14 protein-coding genes and 10 tRNA genes are annotated in these 14,648 nt (G+C 31.3%); 21 read left to right on the top strand and 3 right to left on the bottom strand.

Features of this window, described 5'->3' with window-relative positions:
* The first annotated feature begins 55 nt into the window (after window positions 1-55).
* The 10 genes from C3E89_RS04435 (at window position 56) to C3E89_RS04480 (ending at window position 1,150) form a co-directional block, all read left to right on the top strand.
* Window positions 56-132, top strand: a tRNA-Gln gene (locus tag C3E89_RS04435).
* 4 nt (window positions 133-136) lie between these two features.
* Window positions 137-212 (top strand) — tRNA-Lys (locus tag C3E89_RS04440).
* 51 nt (window positions 213-263) lie between these two features.
* Window positions 264-354 (top strand) — tRNA-Ser (locus C3E89_RS04445).
* Between the two features lie 12 nt (window positions 355-366).
* Window positions 367-458 (top strand) — tRNA-Ser (locus C3E89_RS04450).
* A gap of 7 nt (window positions 459-465) precedes the next feature.
* Window positions 466-542: transfer RNA gene (locus tag C3E89_RS04455), tRNA-Ile, on the top strand.
* Window positions 543-682: 140 nt separating this feature from the next.
* Window positions 683-758 (top strand) — tRNA-Phe (locus C3E89_RS04460).
* A gap of 11 nt (window positions 759-769) precedes the next feature.
* A tRNA-Trp gene (locus C3E89_RS04465) sits at window positions 770-844 on the top strand.
* Window positions 845-920: transfer RNA gene (locus tag C3E89_RS04470), tRNA-Val, on the top strand.
* Between the two features lie 20 nt (window positions 921-940).
* Window positions 941-1,017, top strand: a tRNA-Ile gene (locus C3E89_RS04475).
* A 56-nt stretch (window positions 1,018-1,073) separates the two neighbouring features.
* Window positions 1,074-1,150: transfer RNA gene (locus tag C3E89_RS04480), tRNA-Ile, on the top strand.
* A gap of 54 nt (window positions 1,151-1,204) precedes the next feature.
* On the opposite strand, the gene C3E89_RS04485 is transcribed toward C3E89_RS04480, so the two are convergent.
* Window positions 1,205-2,191: a ribonuclease H-like domain-containing protein gene (locus C3E89_RS04485; RefSeq protein WP_236911278.1), complete on the bottom strand. Its 987-nt coding sequence runs from the start codon at window positions 2,189-2,191 to the stop codon at window positions 1,205-1,207.
* A 105-nt stretch (window positions 2,192-2,296) separates the two neighbouring features.
* Between C3E89_RS04485 and C3E89_RS04490 the strand changes: the two genes are divergently transcribed.
* The 6 genes from C3E89_RS04490 (at window position 2,297) to C3E89_RS04515 (ending at window position 7,847) form a co-directional block, all read left to right on the top strand.
* Complete coding sequence (locus C3E89_RS04490; RefSeq protein WP_236911279.1) at window positions 2,297-3,760, top strand: hypothetical protein; 1,464 nt, start codon at window positions 2,297-2,299, stop codon at window positions 3,758-3,760.
* Window positions 3,761-3,838: 78 nt separating this feature from the next.
* Window positions 3,839-4,840, top strand: coding sequence for an acyl-CoA dehydratase activase-related protein (locus C3E89_RS04495; protein ID WP_236911280.1), 1,002 nt, complete (start codon window positions 3,839-3,841; stop codon window positions 4,838-4,840).
* Window positions 4,812-5,903 (top strand): acyl-CoA dehydratase activase-related protein, encoded by a 1,092-nt coding sequence (locus tag C3E89_RS04500; protein ID WP_236911281.1) that lies wholly within the window; start codon window positions 4,812-4,814, stop codon window positions 5,901-5,903. Before C3E89_RS04495 ends, C3E89_RS04500 begins: the two co-directional genes overlap by 29 nt.
* Window positions 5,896-6,876, top strand: coding sequence for an acyl-CoA dehydratase activase (locus C3E89_RS04505; protein WP_236911282.1), 981 nt, complete (start codon window positions 5,896-5,898; stop codon window positions 6,874-6,876). The genes C3E89_RS04500 and C3E89_RS04505 overlap by 8 nt, the downstream gene beginning before the upstream one ends.
* A gap of 72 nt (window positions 6,877-6,948) precedes the next feature.
* A complete protein-coding gene (locus C3E89_RS04510; RefSeq protein WP_236911283.1) occupies window positions 6,949-7,365 on the top strand; it encodes a nucleoside recognition domain-containing protein in 417 nt (138 codons plus the stop codon).
* An 11-nt stretch (window positions 7,366-7,376) separates the two neighbouring features.
* Complete coding sequence (locus tag C3E89_RS04515) at window positions 7,377-7,847, top strand: nucleoside recognition domain-containing protein (RefSeq protein ID WP_236911284.1); 471 nt, start codon at window positions 7,377-7,379, stop codon at window positions 7,845-7,847.
* A 22-nt stretch (window positions 7,848-7,869) separates the two neighbouring features.
* Here the strand turns inward: C3E89_RS04515 and C3E89_RS04520 are convergent, their stop codons facing one another.
* Window positions 7,870-8,862, bottom strand: coding sequence for a hypothetical protein (locus tag C3E89_RS04520; protein WP_236911285.1), 993 nt, complete (start codon window positions 8,860-8,862; stop codon window positions 7,870-7,872).
* Window positions 8,863-9,009: 147 nt separating this feature from the next.
* Here C3E89_RS04520 and C3E89_RS04525 point away from each other — a divergent pair, with 147 nt between their 5' ends.
* A complete protein-coding gene (locus C3E89_RS04525; protein ID WP_236911286.1) occupies window positions 9,010-10,086 on the top strand; it encodes a hypothetical protein in 1,077 nt (358 codons plus the stop codon).
* Window positions 10,087-10,106: 20 nt separating this feature from the next.
* Window positions 10,107-10,280 carry a hypothetical protein gene (locus C3E89_RS04530; RefSeq protein ID WP_236911287.1) on the top strand — a complete coding sequence of 58 codons (174 nt, stop codon included), beginning with the start codon at window positions 10,107-10,109 and terminating at the stop codon, window positions 10,278-10,280.
* 26 nt (window positions 10,281-10,306) lie between these two features.
* On the opposite strand, the gene C3E89_RS04535 is transcribed toward C3E89_RS04530, so the two are convergent.
* Window positions 10,307-11,290, bottom strand: a complete 984-nt coding sequence (locus tag C3E89_RS04535) for an asparaginase (RefSeq protein ID WP_236911288.1) — start codon at window positions 11,288-11,290, stop codon at window positions 10,307-10,309.
* 335 nt (window positions 11,291-11,625) lie between these two features.
* Here C3E89_RS04535 and C3E89_RS04540 point away from each other — a divergent pair, with 335 nt between their 5' ends.
* Genes C3E89_RS04540 through thiI form a run of 3 tightly spaced genes read left to right on the top strand, consistent with a single transcriptional unit; the run spans window position 11,626 to window position 14,578 of the window.
* Window positions 11,626-12,231 (top strand): lactate utilization protein, encoded by a 606-nt coding sequence (locus tag C3E89_RS04540; RefSeq protein WP_236911289.1) that lies wholly within the window; start codon window positions 11,626-11,628, stop codon window positions 12,229-12,231.
* A gap of 17 nt (window positions 12,232-12,248) precedes the next feature.
* Complete coding sequence (locus C3E89_RS04545) at window positions 12,249-13,406, top strand: cysteine desulfurase family protein (protein WP_236911290.1); 1,158 nt, start codon at window positions 12,249-12,251, stop codon at window positions 13,404-13,406.
* A gap of 5 nt (window positions 13,407-13,411) precedes the next feature.
* Window positions 13,412-14,578, top strand: a complete 1,167-nt coding sequence (gene thiI / locus C3E89_RS04550) for a tRNA uracil 4-sulfurtransferase ThiI (RefSeq protein ID WP_236911291.1) — start codon at window positions 13,412-13,414, stop codon at window positions 14,576-14,578.
* The last annotated feature ends 70 nt before the right edge of the window (window positions 14,579-14,648 follow it).

A 14,648-nucleotide genomic window follows, 5' to 3' on the forward strand; every position in this document is an offset into this window, starting at 1 on the left:
ACGGACTTCTAATCCGTGTGCCGGGGGTTCGAATCCTCCTAGGTGCACCATATATTGGGGCGTAGCCAAGTCGGTAAGGCACTAGACTTTGACTCTAGCATTCCACAGGTTCGAGTCCTGTCGCCCCAGCCATTATGACCCATTAGCTCAGGCGGTAGAGCACCTGACTTTTAATCAGGGTGTCCGGCGTTCGAGTCGCCGATGGGTCACCATTATTATTGGATTATATTAAACAATTTAATAATATAAGAAGGGCTAACTTTGGAGAGGTACCGAAGCGGTCATAACGGGGCGGTCTTGAAAACCGTTAGGGTCTTACGGCCCACGTGGGTTCGAATCCCACCCTCTCCGCCATTTCATTTATATGGAGAAGTACTCAAGTGGCTGAAGAGGCTCCCCTGCTAAGGGAGTAGGTCCTTCATCGGGGCGCGAGGGTTCAAATCCCTCCTTCTCCGCCAGTAATGTGGGCCTTTAGCTCAGTCGGTTAGAGCGCCCGGCTCATAACCGGTAGGTCCGGGGTTCGAGTCCCTGAAGGCCCACCAATTTTTACCCAGATAGCTCAGTTGGTATAAGCAGAGAACCTAAATCATGTACTTTGATTTGGTGTGAATCGCTTAGTCCGCGTTAATAACATAAAACAAAGAGCTAAAATTCATATATTGCCACAGCAACAAAAAATTACGCCCAGATAGCTCAGTCGGTAGAGCAGAGGACTGAAAATCCTCGTGTCGGTGGTTCGATTCCGCCTCTGGGCACCAATACTATTTAAAGGGGTGTAGTTCAGCGGTAGAACGTCGGTCTCCAAAACCGAATGTCGTGGGTTCGAGTCCTGCCACCCCTGCCAGGGCGCATAGCTCAGTTGGGAGAGCACCTGCCTTACAAGCAGGGGGTCACAGGTTCAAGCCCTGTTGTGCCCACCACTTATGCAAATATGAAATATGGGCTTGTAGCTCAGGTGGTTAGAGCGCACGCCTGATAAGCGTGAGGTCGGTGGTTCGAGTCCACCCAGGCCCACCATTAACCAATGTACAATTGACAAAGAACAATAGAAAACTAATTGTCAATTGAATATTGGGCCTTTAGCTCAGTCGGTTAGAGCGCCCGGCTCATAACCGGTAGGTCCGGGGTTCGAGTCCCTGAAGGCCCACCAACAATAGTAATAAAAAAACAGCAGACTTTGAAGCTAAGGTCTGTTGTTTTTTTATTACTTAATAGAAGAAAGTAAATTTTTTATTATGTTTTTAATATTTTCCATAACATATTTATTTTCTACCTTTAAAAGTAGAATATTATCAGGAACCATATACTCTGACAGATCTTCTAATTCAATATCCATATCAGAGGGGAAATTGGTTTTATTAAAATATAGGGCTTTCTTAGTCGGAGTTATAAGGCCTTTCCCTATTTCTAAGCTAATGGCAATAGATTGAGATTGCCAATGGATGTTAATTCCATCTTGATAATATATGATATTCCTTCTTTTATCTAATACAGAAGGCTCGCATAATATCTTTAAAAGATCCCCCTCAATGCTTATATTTTCTATTTTGATTTTCATATTACTTCCATTAAAGTTTATAGATAGAGTTTTAATATTATCTATTAACTCAAATATTTTAAGTATATCTATTAGATAATAAAGATCATCATAATTATGTTTCAAAATTTTTTCCTTTAAAATGTCATCTTTTCTATTCATATATTGATAATAGAAGTTAATACAGTCTTTTCCAGAATACTCATCCTCCCTATATATACCTAAGGCTTCTTCAATGGTTTTCAATTTAAAATTATTAAAGTTTAGATAAGGGCTTTCGGCTTTTATTTTTCTATAGATATCAAAGCTATCTATATTATAAATATTACTGTCAATATTATGTTCTTTAAATCTATACTTAATAAAAGGAATATCAAAACTATCACCATTATAGGTAATTAAAAGATTAAAATTGTCAATAAAAGAATTAAATTTCTCCAATAAAATCTTTTCCTGTTCAATATTTTTAGCGAACAATTGCTTTAAATTCCATTTGTTTTTTTCTTCATTAAAATATACTAAACCTATTAAATAAATCTGATTGAACTTTCTGCTTAAACCCGTTGTTTCTATATCTAAAAAGCATATTTTCTTATTGTGAAACAAATCAAATACAAAGTTTTTAGATTCTAATACATGTTCATATATGTCCATATAATTCTCCCTTTTCCTATAATATGATATAATAATCCTATATTCAGAACTATATATTGATTTTATCATATTAATATTCAATAATCTATTGAAAGGAGTATAAGCATGAATCAATGGCATGAATCTCAAGATAGTTCAAATACAATAGAACTAACAGATGAAGAATTAAGATCCAGAATAATTAAATTAAATGATAATCAGTTGTCTAACATTAAAAATATGTCCTACTATTATCTAATATCTAAAACTGGGAAGCTTGTTAAATTAGTTGAAGGTGAAAATGTTTTAGATGAAATGAAGCTTACAGAGGAAAAAAAGATTATAATTGAAAGTTATTATCTGATTATTAACTCCTTTAAAAAATTCCATACTAGTATGATGGAAAAAGAGATAGAACAAGAGATAGATATATTATCAAATATTAGAGAAAAATTATATGACTTAACAATGGCATTATATGCTTACGAAATTGAAAATTCTTATATAAAAGAGTTAATTGATCACCATATAATGAGGAAAATGTCTAAAATAGAATATAAGGATTTGAATGTAGATAGAACTGAAGTAAGTAATTTAGTTGCTAGAATAAAGCAAATATTAGACAATGAAAGAGAATATAATGTTTTTATCGCTGTGGTTTCAAATATATTAAGCGTATTACCCTTTAGAATTAGTAAATTAAAATATTTCGATATAGTTAAATCAACCTTAATTAGGAATTTTACTAACTACCCGATAAATATAATAAAAGCTCAAATAGAAGAGTACAAAATACTATTCGATAGTAGATTAGTTGGAAATTATGGGATTCTTTTTGACAACTACTTTACCGAAATTCAAAAATTTTGTCATATGGATATATTATCTAAAACTACAGAGGAACTAGAGGATATTTCTAAAGATATTATACAATTAACTAAAGAAATCAGTAAATGGAGTCTTTTTATTAACCATCTAGGTATAATAATAAATAGGCTCATAGTTATTTATATGACCAAGAAAGAATCCGCACTTCCTGACGAAGTAAAGGATGTTTTTGAAAATTGGGAAGAATATTATCGAAAGAGAGAGGGAAGTCTATTAGAATCTCTAAAAAATACATGTGAAAAAGAATTGGAAAAATTAGAAAGAGAATTATTAAAAGGAGCAAAGAATTTAGAAAGTTTAAATCAGAAAGCTATAAGTAGACAAGAATTTACTGATAAAAGTTTTAATGATAAGGTATTGTTCACAACTAAAGTTTTGACTTATTATAATGATTTAAAATTTACTAGATCTGATATATTATTTCCTGATAAATATGAAATAGTAGGTAGAGACTATTTGATACAATTAGTAGATAATTTAATTCAGTACATGAATAGAAGTATATCTACAATGAATAATTTAGAAAGAAAAATTAGAATGAGAAGGTTTTTATCCTTACTTCAATTACCTTTTGAAAATATGGAAGAATTTTTTTCCTATATACAGTATTCTTTAGATGGAAGAGCTTTAAGTGCAGAAGAAGTGCTTTTTAGTATAGATGCAGTAAATTTTTTATTGAATGAATACCTTGAAAGGCAATAATAGCCTTTCTTTTTTTATGTGTATTATATTTTCATATTCTTTTGGTAATAATAGATTAATGTGGATTGGAGGGATTAAATGAAATATAAAGTTGGTATTCCTAGAGGTATGCTTTATTATGATTATTACCTTTTATGGAAAGAATTTTTTAATAATTTAGGAGTAGAAGTGGTTACTTCTCCAAAAACAAATAAGGATATATTAAACAAAGGAGTTCATGCTTGTGTAGATGAGGCATGTTTGCCAGTAAAGGTATTTCATGGTCATGTAGATTATTTAAAAGATAAGGTTGATTATATTTTCATACCAAAATTTATTAGTATTTATAAAAAAGAGTATTGTTGTCCAAAACATTTAGGATTACCTGATATGGTTAGACATAGTATAGAAGGATTGCCTCAAATAATAGATACAGAAATAAATTTAAGAAAAACCGATAAAAGTTTGAAAAAATCTATTTTATATACAGGCAAATACTTTACAAGAAGTAACAAAAAGATTTATAGAGCTTTCAAAGATGCCTACAGTCAATTCAATAAATACACAGAACTGATGTCGCGAGGAGTGATACCTATAAATGCTGTAGGACTATATGATGATCTATCTTTTAACCTCAATGCAGATGATGAAAATATAAGAAGACAGATAATGATATTAGGCCACTCTTATAATATTTATGACGAATATATTAATATGAATATTGCAACAAAACTAAAAAAAAGGCGTATAAAGGTTATTACAGCAGAGATGATAGAGGAGAGATCAACAAGATATTATGCTTCTAAGTTGCCTAAGAGGATGTTTTGGACTCATGGTCAAAGGATAATTGGTTCTGCATTTTCTATGATTGAAAAGAAAGCTATTCAGGGGATTATTTATATTTCAGCTTTCGGATGTGGACTAGATTCTGTATTGATAGATTTAGTTGAGAGGAAGGCGAGAGAAAACAGGATACCTTTTACTTTATTAACTATAGATGAACAAACGGGAGAAGCAGGAGTAAATACAAGGATTGAAGCTTTTCTAGATATGCTAGAGTGGAGGGATGGTAGTGAAGATAACTTTTCCACATATGGGTAATGTGTATATTGCAGGTAAAGCTTTTTTTGAAGAATTAGGTCAAGAGGTAGTTCCACCGCCAAGATGTAGTAGAAAAACTTTGGAAATAGGAACCAAATACTCTCAGGAAACAATATGTTTACCCTTGAAAATAATGATTGGGAATTTTGTAGAAAGCATAGAAAAAGGAGCAGATACTATACTATTAACAGGTAGTTGTGGTCCCTGTAGATTTGGATATTATTCAATATTAGAGGAAAATATATTAAGAGACTTAGGACATGATGTAAAATTCATAGTATTCGATCCAATTGGGGAAGGATTAAAACCCTTAAAAGAGAATATATATAAAACATTCAAAGCTAATAACATAAAAGATGTAATAGCTGCAGGAAGAATTGGCTGGGAACTTATAAAAAAAGCGGATTATATAATCCATTTGTCCAATGAAAAAAGGGCTTATGCAGTTGATAGTTATAAAGTAGATTTAATAATTGACGATTATTATAGAAAAGTAGAAGAAAGGTTTGGGGAAAAAGCTATGATGGAGCTTATGGATGAAACTATAGACGCTTTAAACAAGGTAGAAATTAAAAGAAATTATGATCCAATAAGAATAGGAATAATAGGAGAGATATATACGGTTATAGAGCCCTTTGTAAATTTAGAAGTAGAAAGGAAACTCGGGCATATGGGTGTTGTGGTAGAGAAATCTTTAACTCCAACTATTTGGGTAGAACACCATGTGAAAAATTTCCCCTTTGGCTCTAAGACTGAAAGAAAAAAATATAAATTAGCAAAACCCTATTTAAAAACTTTGGTAGGTGGTCATGGAAGAGAAACAGTAGGCTCAGCTATATATTATCAAAACTTAGGTTTTGATGGAGTAATACAGCTTTTACCTTTAAACTGTATGCCAGAGATAGTAGCAAAAAGTATATTAAATACGGTAAGCAAGGATTATAATTTCCCTATAATGACTTTAATACTTGATGAAATGACTGGAGAAGCTGGCTATTTAACAAGGTTAGAGGCCTTTGTTGATTTACTCAAGAGAAGGAGGGAGGAAGTAAAATATGGATAAATATTATATGGGCATAGATGTAGGAAGTGTTAGTACCAATATAATCTTAATGGATGAAAATAAGAATGTATACTATAAAAAGTATATGAGAACTCAAGGGAAACCAATTGAAATTTTAAAATTGGGTATAGGAGAAATAGAAGATGAACTTGGAAAGATAGATATAGTAGGAGTAGGAGTTACAGGCAGTGGAAGGTATTTGGCCAATATAATCGTTGGAGCAGATATAGTGAAAAATGAGATTACAGCTCATGCTGTTGCTGGATTGAATTTTATCCCTGAAGTAAGGACTATAATAGAAATTGGAGGACAGGATTCAAAAATAATCCTTATTAGGGATAGAATTGTAGTGGATTTTGCTATGAATACAGTATGTGCTGCAGGAACTGGATCCTTCTTAGACAGGCAGGCTATCAGGTTAGGGGTAAATATTAGTGATTTTGGTAATTTAGCATTAAAGTCAAAAAACTCAGTAAGAATTGCTGGAAGATGTGCTGTATTTGCTGAGTCAGATATGATTCATAAACAGCAACTTGGACATAACCAATCTGATATAGCAAGAGGCTTATGTGATGCTTTAGTTAGAAATTATTTAAACAATGTAGGAAAAGGAAAGGAGATATTACCTCCTATATTATTTCAAGGAGGTGTTGCAGCAAATGTTGGTATAAAAGAAGCCTTTAAAGAAGCATTAGGAGAAGAAATATATATTCCAGATAATTATGATGTAATGGGAGCTATTGGAGCAGCCATACTGGCTAAAGAAGAAGTTAAAAAGAAGGGTAAGACTAACTTTAAAGGAACTTCTTTATGTAAAATGGATTACCAAGTTAATGGATTTGAATGTGATGGCTGTTCTAATACTTGTGAAGTAATTGAAATAAAAGAGGATGGAAGAATTTTAGCTAGATATGGAGATAAATGTGGAAAATGGTCTAATACCATAAACAATAGAGATTCTAAACTTGCATAGCCTTAAGTTTATATACTTAAGGCCTTTTCTATGCTATAATATCTCTATAATATTAATATAGGGAGAGACATTATGTATAAGGAAAGCATTTTTAATGGATTTAAGAAGGGAATGGGGACCATATGGAAGTTGACAAAAATTGTTGTTCCAGTTTATTTTTTTGTTACTTTTTTAGGCTATACTCCTATATTAAGTAAGATCTCAGATTTCTTTGAACCTGTAATGAAGATTGTTGGCCTTCCTGGAGAAGCCTCTTTGCCTTTAGTTTTAGGTAACTTTATTAATCTTTTTGCTGGGTTAGGTGCTATGGCTAGTCTATCATTGACTCCTAAGCAAGCTACAATTTTAGCAATAATGTTATCTTTCTCTCATGGTCTATTTTTAGAAACAGCTGTAGCAAAAAAGGTAGGAGTAAGTACTATCGTAGCAGTACTCACAAGGGTAATACTAGCTCTATTATCTGGTATAGTTTTTAATATAATATTGTAGGGAGAAGAAAAATGGATATTATGGCATATTTAAAGGATAGTTTTTTAGGAAGTTTAAATTCTATTTTAAGCATGGCAAAGATAATTATCCCCTTGATGATAATTATGGAAATACTTAAAGATTCAAATATATTAGAGAGGATTTCTAAAAGATTAAATCCTATTTCTAAATTTTTTAATATATCTAATGAAGCGGTTTTCCCATTAATGATAGGATTAATTTTCGGATTAGTTTATGGAGCAGGCGTAATAATAGAAAGCACTGAAGGAAAGGATTTAAGTAAAAAAGATCTATATGTTTTAATAATATTTTTAGTGGCATGCCATGCAATTTTTGAAGATACATTGGTATTTGCTGCAGTAGGAGCAAATTTATGGCTTCTATTTATTACTAGATTAACAGTAGCAACTGTAACTGCTTATTTTGCTTCAAAAGTCATAGATAAAAGTTTAGCTAATAGTCTATTTGAGAAGGATAAATAAAACAGATGCCTAGGCATCTGTTTTATTTATCTTCATCAAATTTGTCATAATTATAAATATCATCATTATCTTCTTCAGCCTCTAATGAAAGGCGTGGACGTGGCCTATGACAAGGCGGATCATTATCACTGTTTTCATCTATTTGTCTTGGGAATAGGCTTGGGAAAGTAGTGCAAACTGGAGATATTTCTGGTGATAATTCTGGGAATCCTGTAGATAGAACACATAGTTGAACTGGAACTATAATTTTCTTTTCACAAGCTATACATATGGCTATTATTAAATCAATTCTTACTTCACCTGTTTCTGGGTCAATATCTATATCTCTTGAAATACTATTAGTTGCCAACCTTGTTTCACAAAGAATATTACAAAACTCTGCAAATCTTGGGAAGAATGCTGTTTCAAAAACAGAAGGTATACATAGTTCAAAGAAATTAGTCAATTCTACCGGTGTAATAGGAACATTAGCAGATAATGTAACAGTTCTTCTTCTACTACTAGATGTTTGGACTACTGCATCTATTTCTATTATAACATTACCTCTTATTCTTACTCTTTGGGTACCAAAAACTGGAGTACCCCTGCCCTCTTCATCACATTCACTAGTATCAGCAAATATGATTTTTTCAGACTTAAATCCATCTGGACCCACAACTTCTACTGGGCGTCCCTTACCATCTTTAACAAATTGACCTCCAGAAAGAACTGTATCTGGATCTACAACTAAATTTCTCGGGTCGTTGATATTTTCAGGGTTAAAGAATCTTCTACATCTAATGTCTAGAATCCTTATTATTCTTGCATTTCTTCCTAAATTTGGAGTAAATCTAACATTGTTTACAGTACTTAGAGCTTGCAAATTGACTAAGGTAGCATCATATACTTTTTGTGTGAATATAGGCTCAGTTCTTACATTTCTTAAAGTACCATCCCATTCACATCCCGTGTTCCCTTGACAACATCTATCAGTTATACCTAAACTTATTGATTCAGGTTTAAACTTCGAACTCATTATTTTTCCCCCTTTCAATAGTCTTGAGTCCCTTGTCTCACTCATATTATATTCTTTTACAGTTATTGTTGTTACAAATTATAAGAGTAATATTTTTCTATTATAAATAATATTATTTTAGAAGAACTAAAACTAGGTGGTGATTAGATGGCTTATTTTAATGATAAATTATTATTAATATCGGATTCATATAAAAACATTGATCTATTTAGATTGGTAAAAGGCAATATAATTAGATATCATTTTAACTATGAAAGACAGAATTATAGCGAAAAGATTGTGGCCAAAGGAGTTTTTAAAGAATATGATATTTCTATTGATGAAAAGGATACTATTTATATTATTCATCAAGATACAACCTTTGATCTGATGTTGACTCTAATAAAGAAAAATGGAGAATTAGAAACTGTTAAATTAACTGAAGAACCTATACTAGAGATATATTATTTAAATTTAATTCTAGATTTAGATAAACCACATATTATTTATTTTATACTTGTGCCTGATATTGAAAAGAAATATAGAATATATCATCATTATTTTACTGGAGAAGAATGGAGAACCAACATAGTAGATGAAATTAGGGTCAGAGAGTTATTGAATCCTTTAAGGGTATTCTATACTGACAATCAAATTTTTATTGTTTATTATGACAAGGTTGAAGAAGAACAGATCTATATAAAGAAATTTAACATAAATAAAGGGGAATGGGAAGAAAAAATTAGATTAACAGATAGCAAAGAAAACAAATTATATTCAGACATTATAGTAAAAGGGTCTAAGATCCATCTAACCTATTGCGAGTATGAGGAAGGGAATCTAGTGGTAAAATATGGAAGATTTAATTATGAAAACAATCTAGCTGAGAAAGAGATTGAAGATACATTATCTAATCCGGAGAACCCACAAGATCCTACATTGGTATACTATAATAGAAAGCTGTGGGTAGTATGGGTCGAACATGAGAATCTATTAAGTAGGTATAGCGATGATTTGGGTAATACTTGGAGCCCTATTTATTTGTGGAATGAGTCAAAAGGGAAGGATATTGTAAGATATAAGTATCATAAATTATTTGATGAAGGGATGATTTTAAATTATTCTTTTGGAAAGATAGCTCCTGAAATTGGTTTCATTGGCTTTGGACCTACTGAAAATACAATAGAAATACCGTTAAAAAAAAACATGGAACAGAATTTTATGAAGAGGATTCCAAAATTTTAAAACTTTATAAAGAAATAAAATTGGAATTAGAAAAGATATATTTATTGTTAGAGGAATTAGAAAAAAGATTAGCTCATATTGAAAAGTTAGAAATTAATAATGAGTTAGATGTATTGGTTAAAAGAGTTGAAGATATTGAAATGTTTCTAAATAGTAGAACTAGAGGTTTTTATGGAAGAAGTAAAAATAGATAGATGTTACCTAGGTAACATCTATCTATTTAATTTTCAAAAAGGTCTTTAATTGTGTTTAAATCATTAGTTATACTCAATATTAACATTAATTTTATTCTAGCTTTTTGACCAGGGAGATTTTTGCCAAATATAACACCTAAATCTCTCAAATGTTTACCTCCCCCTTCATAACCATATGTATCTAAAACTCTACCTGTAGGACACCTAGACACCATAACTACTGGTATGCCTTTAGATATAGATTTTTTAACACCGGGAACCATAGTTGGAGGGATATTTCCCCTTCCTAAGGATTCAATTATAATGCCTTTATAATTTTTATCTATATAGAAATCAAAAATATCCGAATCCATTCCAGGACCACATTTTATTAAAGCTACCTTTGGTTCTATTTTTTCAGTTTCAATGTGTTTTTTTGATATAATTTCTCTGTAAAAAATTACTTCATCATTATCTACAATACCCAATGGACCAAATTCTGGAGACTTAAAAGTATCTAAGGATAAAGTATTGGTTTTTGTCACTTCACTAGCAGCATTTACTTCGTTATTCATAACGACTAAAACCCCTTTGTTTCTAGCATTTTTAGATATAACAGTACAAATAGCTGCAGATAAGTTGCTAGAACCATCATAACCAAGTTCAGAGCTGTTTCTCATAGCACCAACAACGGCAATAGGTTTTTCTGAATCAACAATTAAGTCCAGAAGATATGCTGTTTCTTCCAGGGTATCAGTTCCATGTGTAACTACAACCCCAGTTATATCTTTTCTACTTATAGTTTCTTTCACAAGCATTGCTAAATCCATCATCATCTCAGGGGTGATGTGAGGACTAGGAAGATTAGCAAAATTAATTATTTCAATTTCTGCAAATTTTTCTATATTTGTAACCATAGCCATTATTTCTTCAGAGGATAGGGCTGGTATAGCAGCATGAATTCTAGGATCTATTTTCATAGAAATGGTACCACCAGTAAAGATAATAGCAACTTTATTATGATTAGACATATAAATTCCTCCTTAATTTATGTTAATTATATTTTAACATAAATTAAGGAGGAGAAATAGCAAAAAAGAAAAAGCCCCCTTAAAGGGGCTTTTCATCCTTAACGGATGTAAATAAACCGTTCAAAAGGGGTATTGGGAATAGAGATCTTATTTGAGGTTACCAGGGGGATAACCACTTTTAAATTATAGCAAATAACGACAAAGTTTGCAACACTTTTTTGAAAAAATATAAAATAATTTATGGTAATTTTATATCTAATGAACTTAACCTTTATTATAGATCACAAATACTATATAATTATTATAAAAGCCAAGACAAAATTGGGGGGTTAAAAATGAATGATAAAATTTTATTAGCAGAAAAAAGTCTTAAAAGAAATGGGTTTCAAGTAAAGGTTTTTAACAATAAAGAAGAAGCTAAAAAAGCATTGATAGAATCAATTTCCATTGATGAATCAATAGCTTTTGGAGGCTCTATGACATTGTCACAACTAGAAATCTACGAAGATTTCAAAAAAAGAGGAAATGAAATTTATTGGCATTGGAAAGGTGAAGATAGAAAAAAAGAGTTAAAAGAAGCTTATAATTCTAAGATATATGTAACTAGTACCAATGCTTTAACTTTAGATGGTAAGCTAGTAAATATGGATGGAACGGCTAATAGGGTTTCATCTATGTTTTATGGTCATGATAGGGTATATATTATAGTGGGAAGGAACAAAATATGTAAGGACTATGATGATGCTAGGGAAAGAATCAAAAATATTGCAGCTCCAAAAAATGCTCAAAGATTAAATATTAATACACCTTGTAAATATACAGGCAAATGCAGTGATTGTAATTCGCCAGATAGAATATGTAATGTAGAGGTTATAATACATAGAAATCCATCAGGAGCTAATATTAATATATACTTAATAGACGAGGATTTGGGATATTAAAGATATGAGGTGATATTTTGAATATTTACTTAGACAATTGTTCCACCACTAAACCAAGAGAAGAAGTTATAGAAGATATGGTATATGCTTTAAGAGAAGAATATGGAAATCCTTCTTCCCTTCACAGGATGGGATTTAATATTGAAAAACGAATAGAGGAAATAAGAAATAATATAGCTAGCTATTTAAAGGTAAATAGAGATGAAATATACTTTACTTCTGGTGGTACAGAAAGCAATAATATGGCTATCCAAAGCGTAGTAAATAAATACAGTAGAATAGGACAACATATTATAACGACTAAAATTGAACATCCGTCGGTATTAAATGTATTAAAGTATTACGAAGAAAAAGGTTATGATATAACATATTTAGAAGTAGATAATATAGGTATAATTTCTTTAGAACAGTTAAAAGAAAGTCTAAGGCAGGATACAATCCTCCTATCTGTAATGTTAGTAAATAATGAAATAGGGACCATTCAGCCTATTAATGAAATAAAAAATATTTTAAAAGAAAGGAAGTCAAATGCCTTAATTCATGTCGATGGAGTTCAAGCTTTCGGCAAAATTCCTGTTGATTTAGAGAATTGGGGCATAGATACCTTCTCCTTTAGTGGTCATAAAATTTATGGACCAAAGGGAATAGGTGGACTATATGTAAGCAAAAATCTAAAATTAAATCCTATAATATTTGGTGGAAATCAAGAAAGGGGATTTCGCTCAGGTACAGAAAATGTTCCAGGTATAATAGGACTAGGAAAAGCTGTTGAAATCATGGGAAAAAACTTTGAAAAAGAAAATAATCATGTTAATGAAATTAAGCTTTATTTTACAAAGCGTTTAAGAGAAGAAATTGACTATATTCATATCAATAGCCCAATAGACAATAATTCCTCCCCTTATATATTAAATGTTTCCTTTGAATTTGTAAGAGGAGAGGTTTTACTTCATTATCTAGAAGACAAAGGCATATACGTATCCACTAGTTCTGCTTGTTCTTCAAAAGGTACAGATAAAAGTCATGTGTTAAAAGCTATAGGTCTTTCGGATATGGAAATAGAAGGGGCAATTAGATTTTGTTTTTCCTATGAAAATACTAAAGAGGAAATGGATTATACCATAGAGGTACTAAAAAAGTCAGTAGAAGAAATTAGACAAATAACTATGAGGTGATCATATTGGATAGGGTACTAAGCATAAGTCTTGGTGAGATAGCATTAAAAGGGAAAAATAGAAAGTATTTTGAAGACAAACTTATATCAAGGATGAGAAGAGCGATTAAAGGCTTAGATTATTCTAAAATATATAAAGAGCAAGGAAAAATATATATAGAAACATCTGAAGAAAATTTTGATACTATGATAAAAAAATTGAAGAAAGTATTTGGACTTGTATATATTAGTCCCTGTATAAGAGTAGAAAAAAGTATGGAAGAAATAGAAAAAGCTATTATAACAATAATGGAAGAAAAACAATTAAAGGATCCTGTTAAAACTTTTAAAGTAAAAACAAATAGGGTTGATAAAAACTTTCCTCTGAAATCACCAGAGATTTCAAAAATGTTAGGAGGAGTTATATTAAAGAATGTTGAAGGCTTAAAGGTTGATATACACAATCCAGACACTTATGTATTCATAGATATTAAGCAAAATGCATATATTTATACTGAAAGAATAGAAGGTCAGGGAGGTTTACCCGTTGGTACTAATGGTAAAGGGTTGTTGTTACTGTCAGGTGGCATCGATAGCCCAGTGGCAGGTTTTTTAATGGCTAAAAGGGGAGTAGAGCTAAGTGGAATCCATTTTCACAGCTATCCTTTTACCAGTGAGAGGGCAGAAGAAAAGGTAAAAAACTTAGCTAGAATACTAAGGATATATACAGGAAGGATTAAGCTATATAGTATTAATATTTTAAAGATCCAAAAGGAGTTAAATACCAAATGCCCTGAGGATGAGATGACTATATTATCCCGCAGATTTATGATGCGAATTGCAGAAAAGATTGCTTTAGATAATGGTATAGATGCCCTTATAACTGGAGAAAGTTTAGGCCAAGTTGCAAGTCAAACTATTAATGGACTATCTGTTACAAATGCAGCAGTCAATATACCTGTATTAAGACCTTTGATAGGTTTGGATAAGGTAGAAATAATAGATATAGCAAAAGATATTGAAACCTATGAAACTTCAATTCTACCCTATGATGATTGTTGTACTTTATTTTTGCCAAAACATCCTGTAACCAAACCAAAACTTATTGATATAGAAAAGTCTGAAGAAAATATTAATGTGGAAAGATTAGTTGAGGAAGCGGTTGAAAATATGGAAGTCTATTACATTGAATAAATTATTTTAATCCCTCTTGTTATAAAGTAGAATTTGCCATTTTATATTGACACTAGTGTCGAGTATGATA

This window comes from Clostridium sp. Cult1 (assembly GCF_021655095.1).
Taxonomy (GTDB): Bacteria; Bacillota; Clostridia; order Tissierellales; family Tepidimicrobiaceae; genus Schnuerera.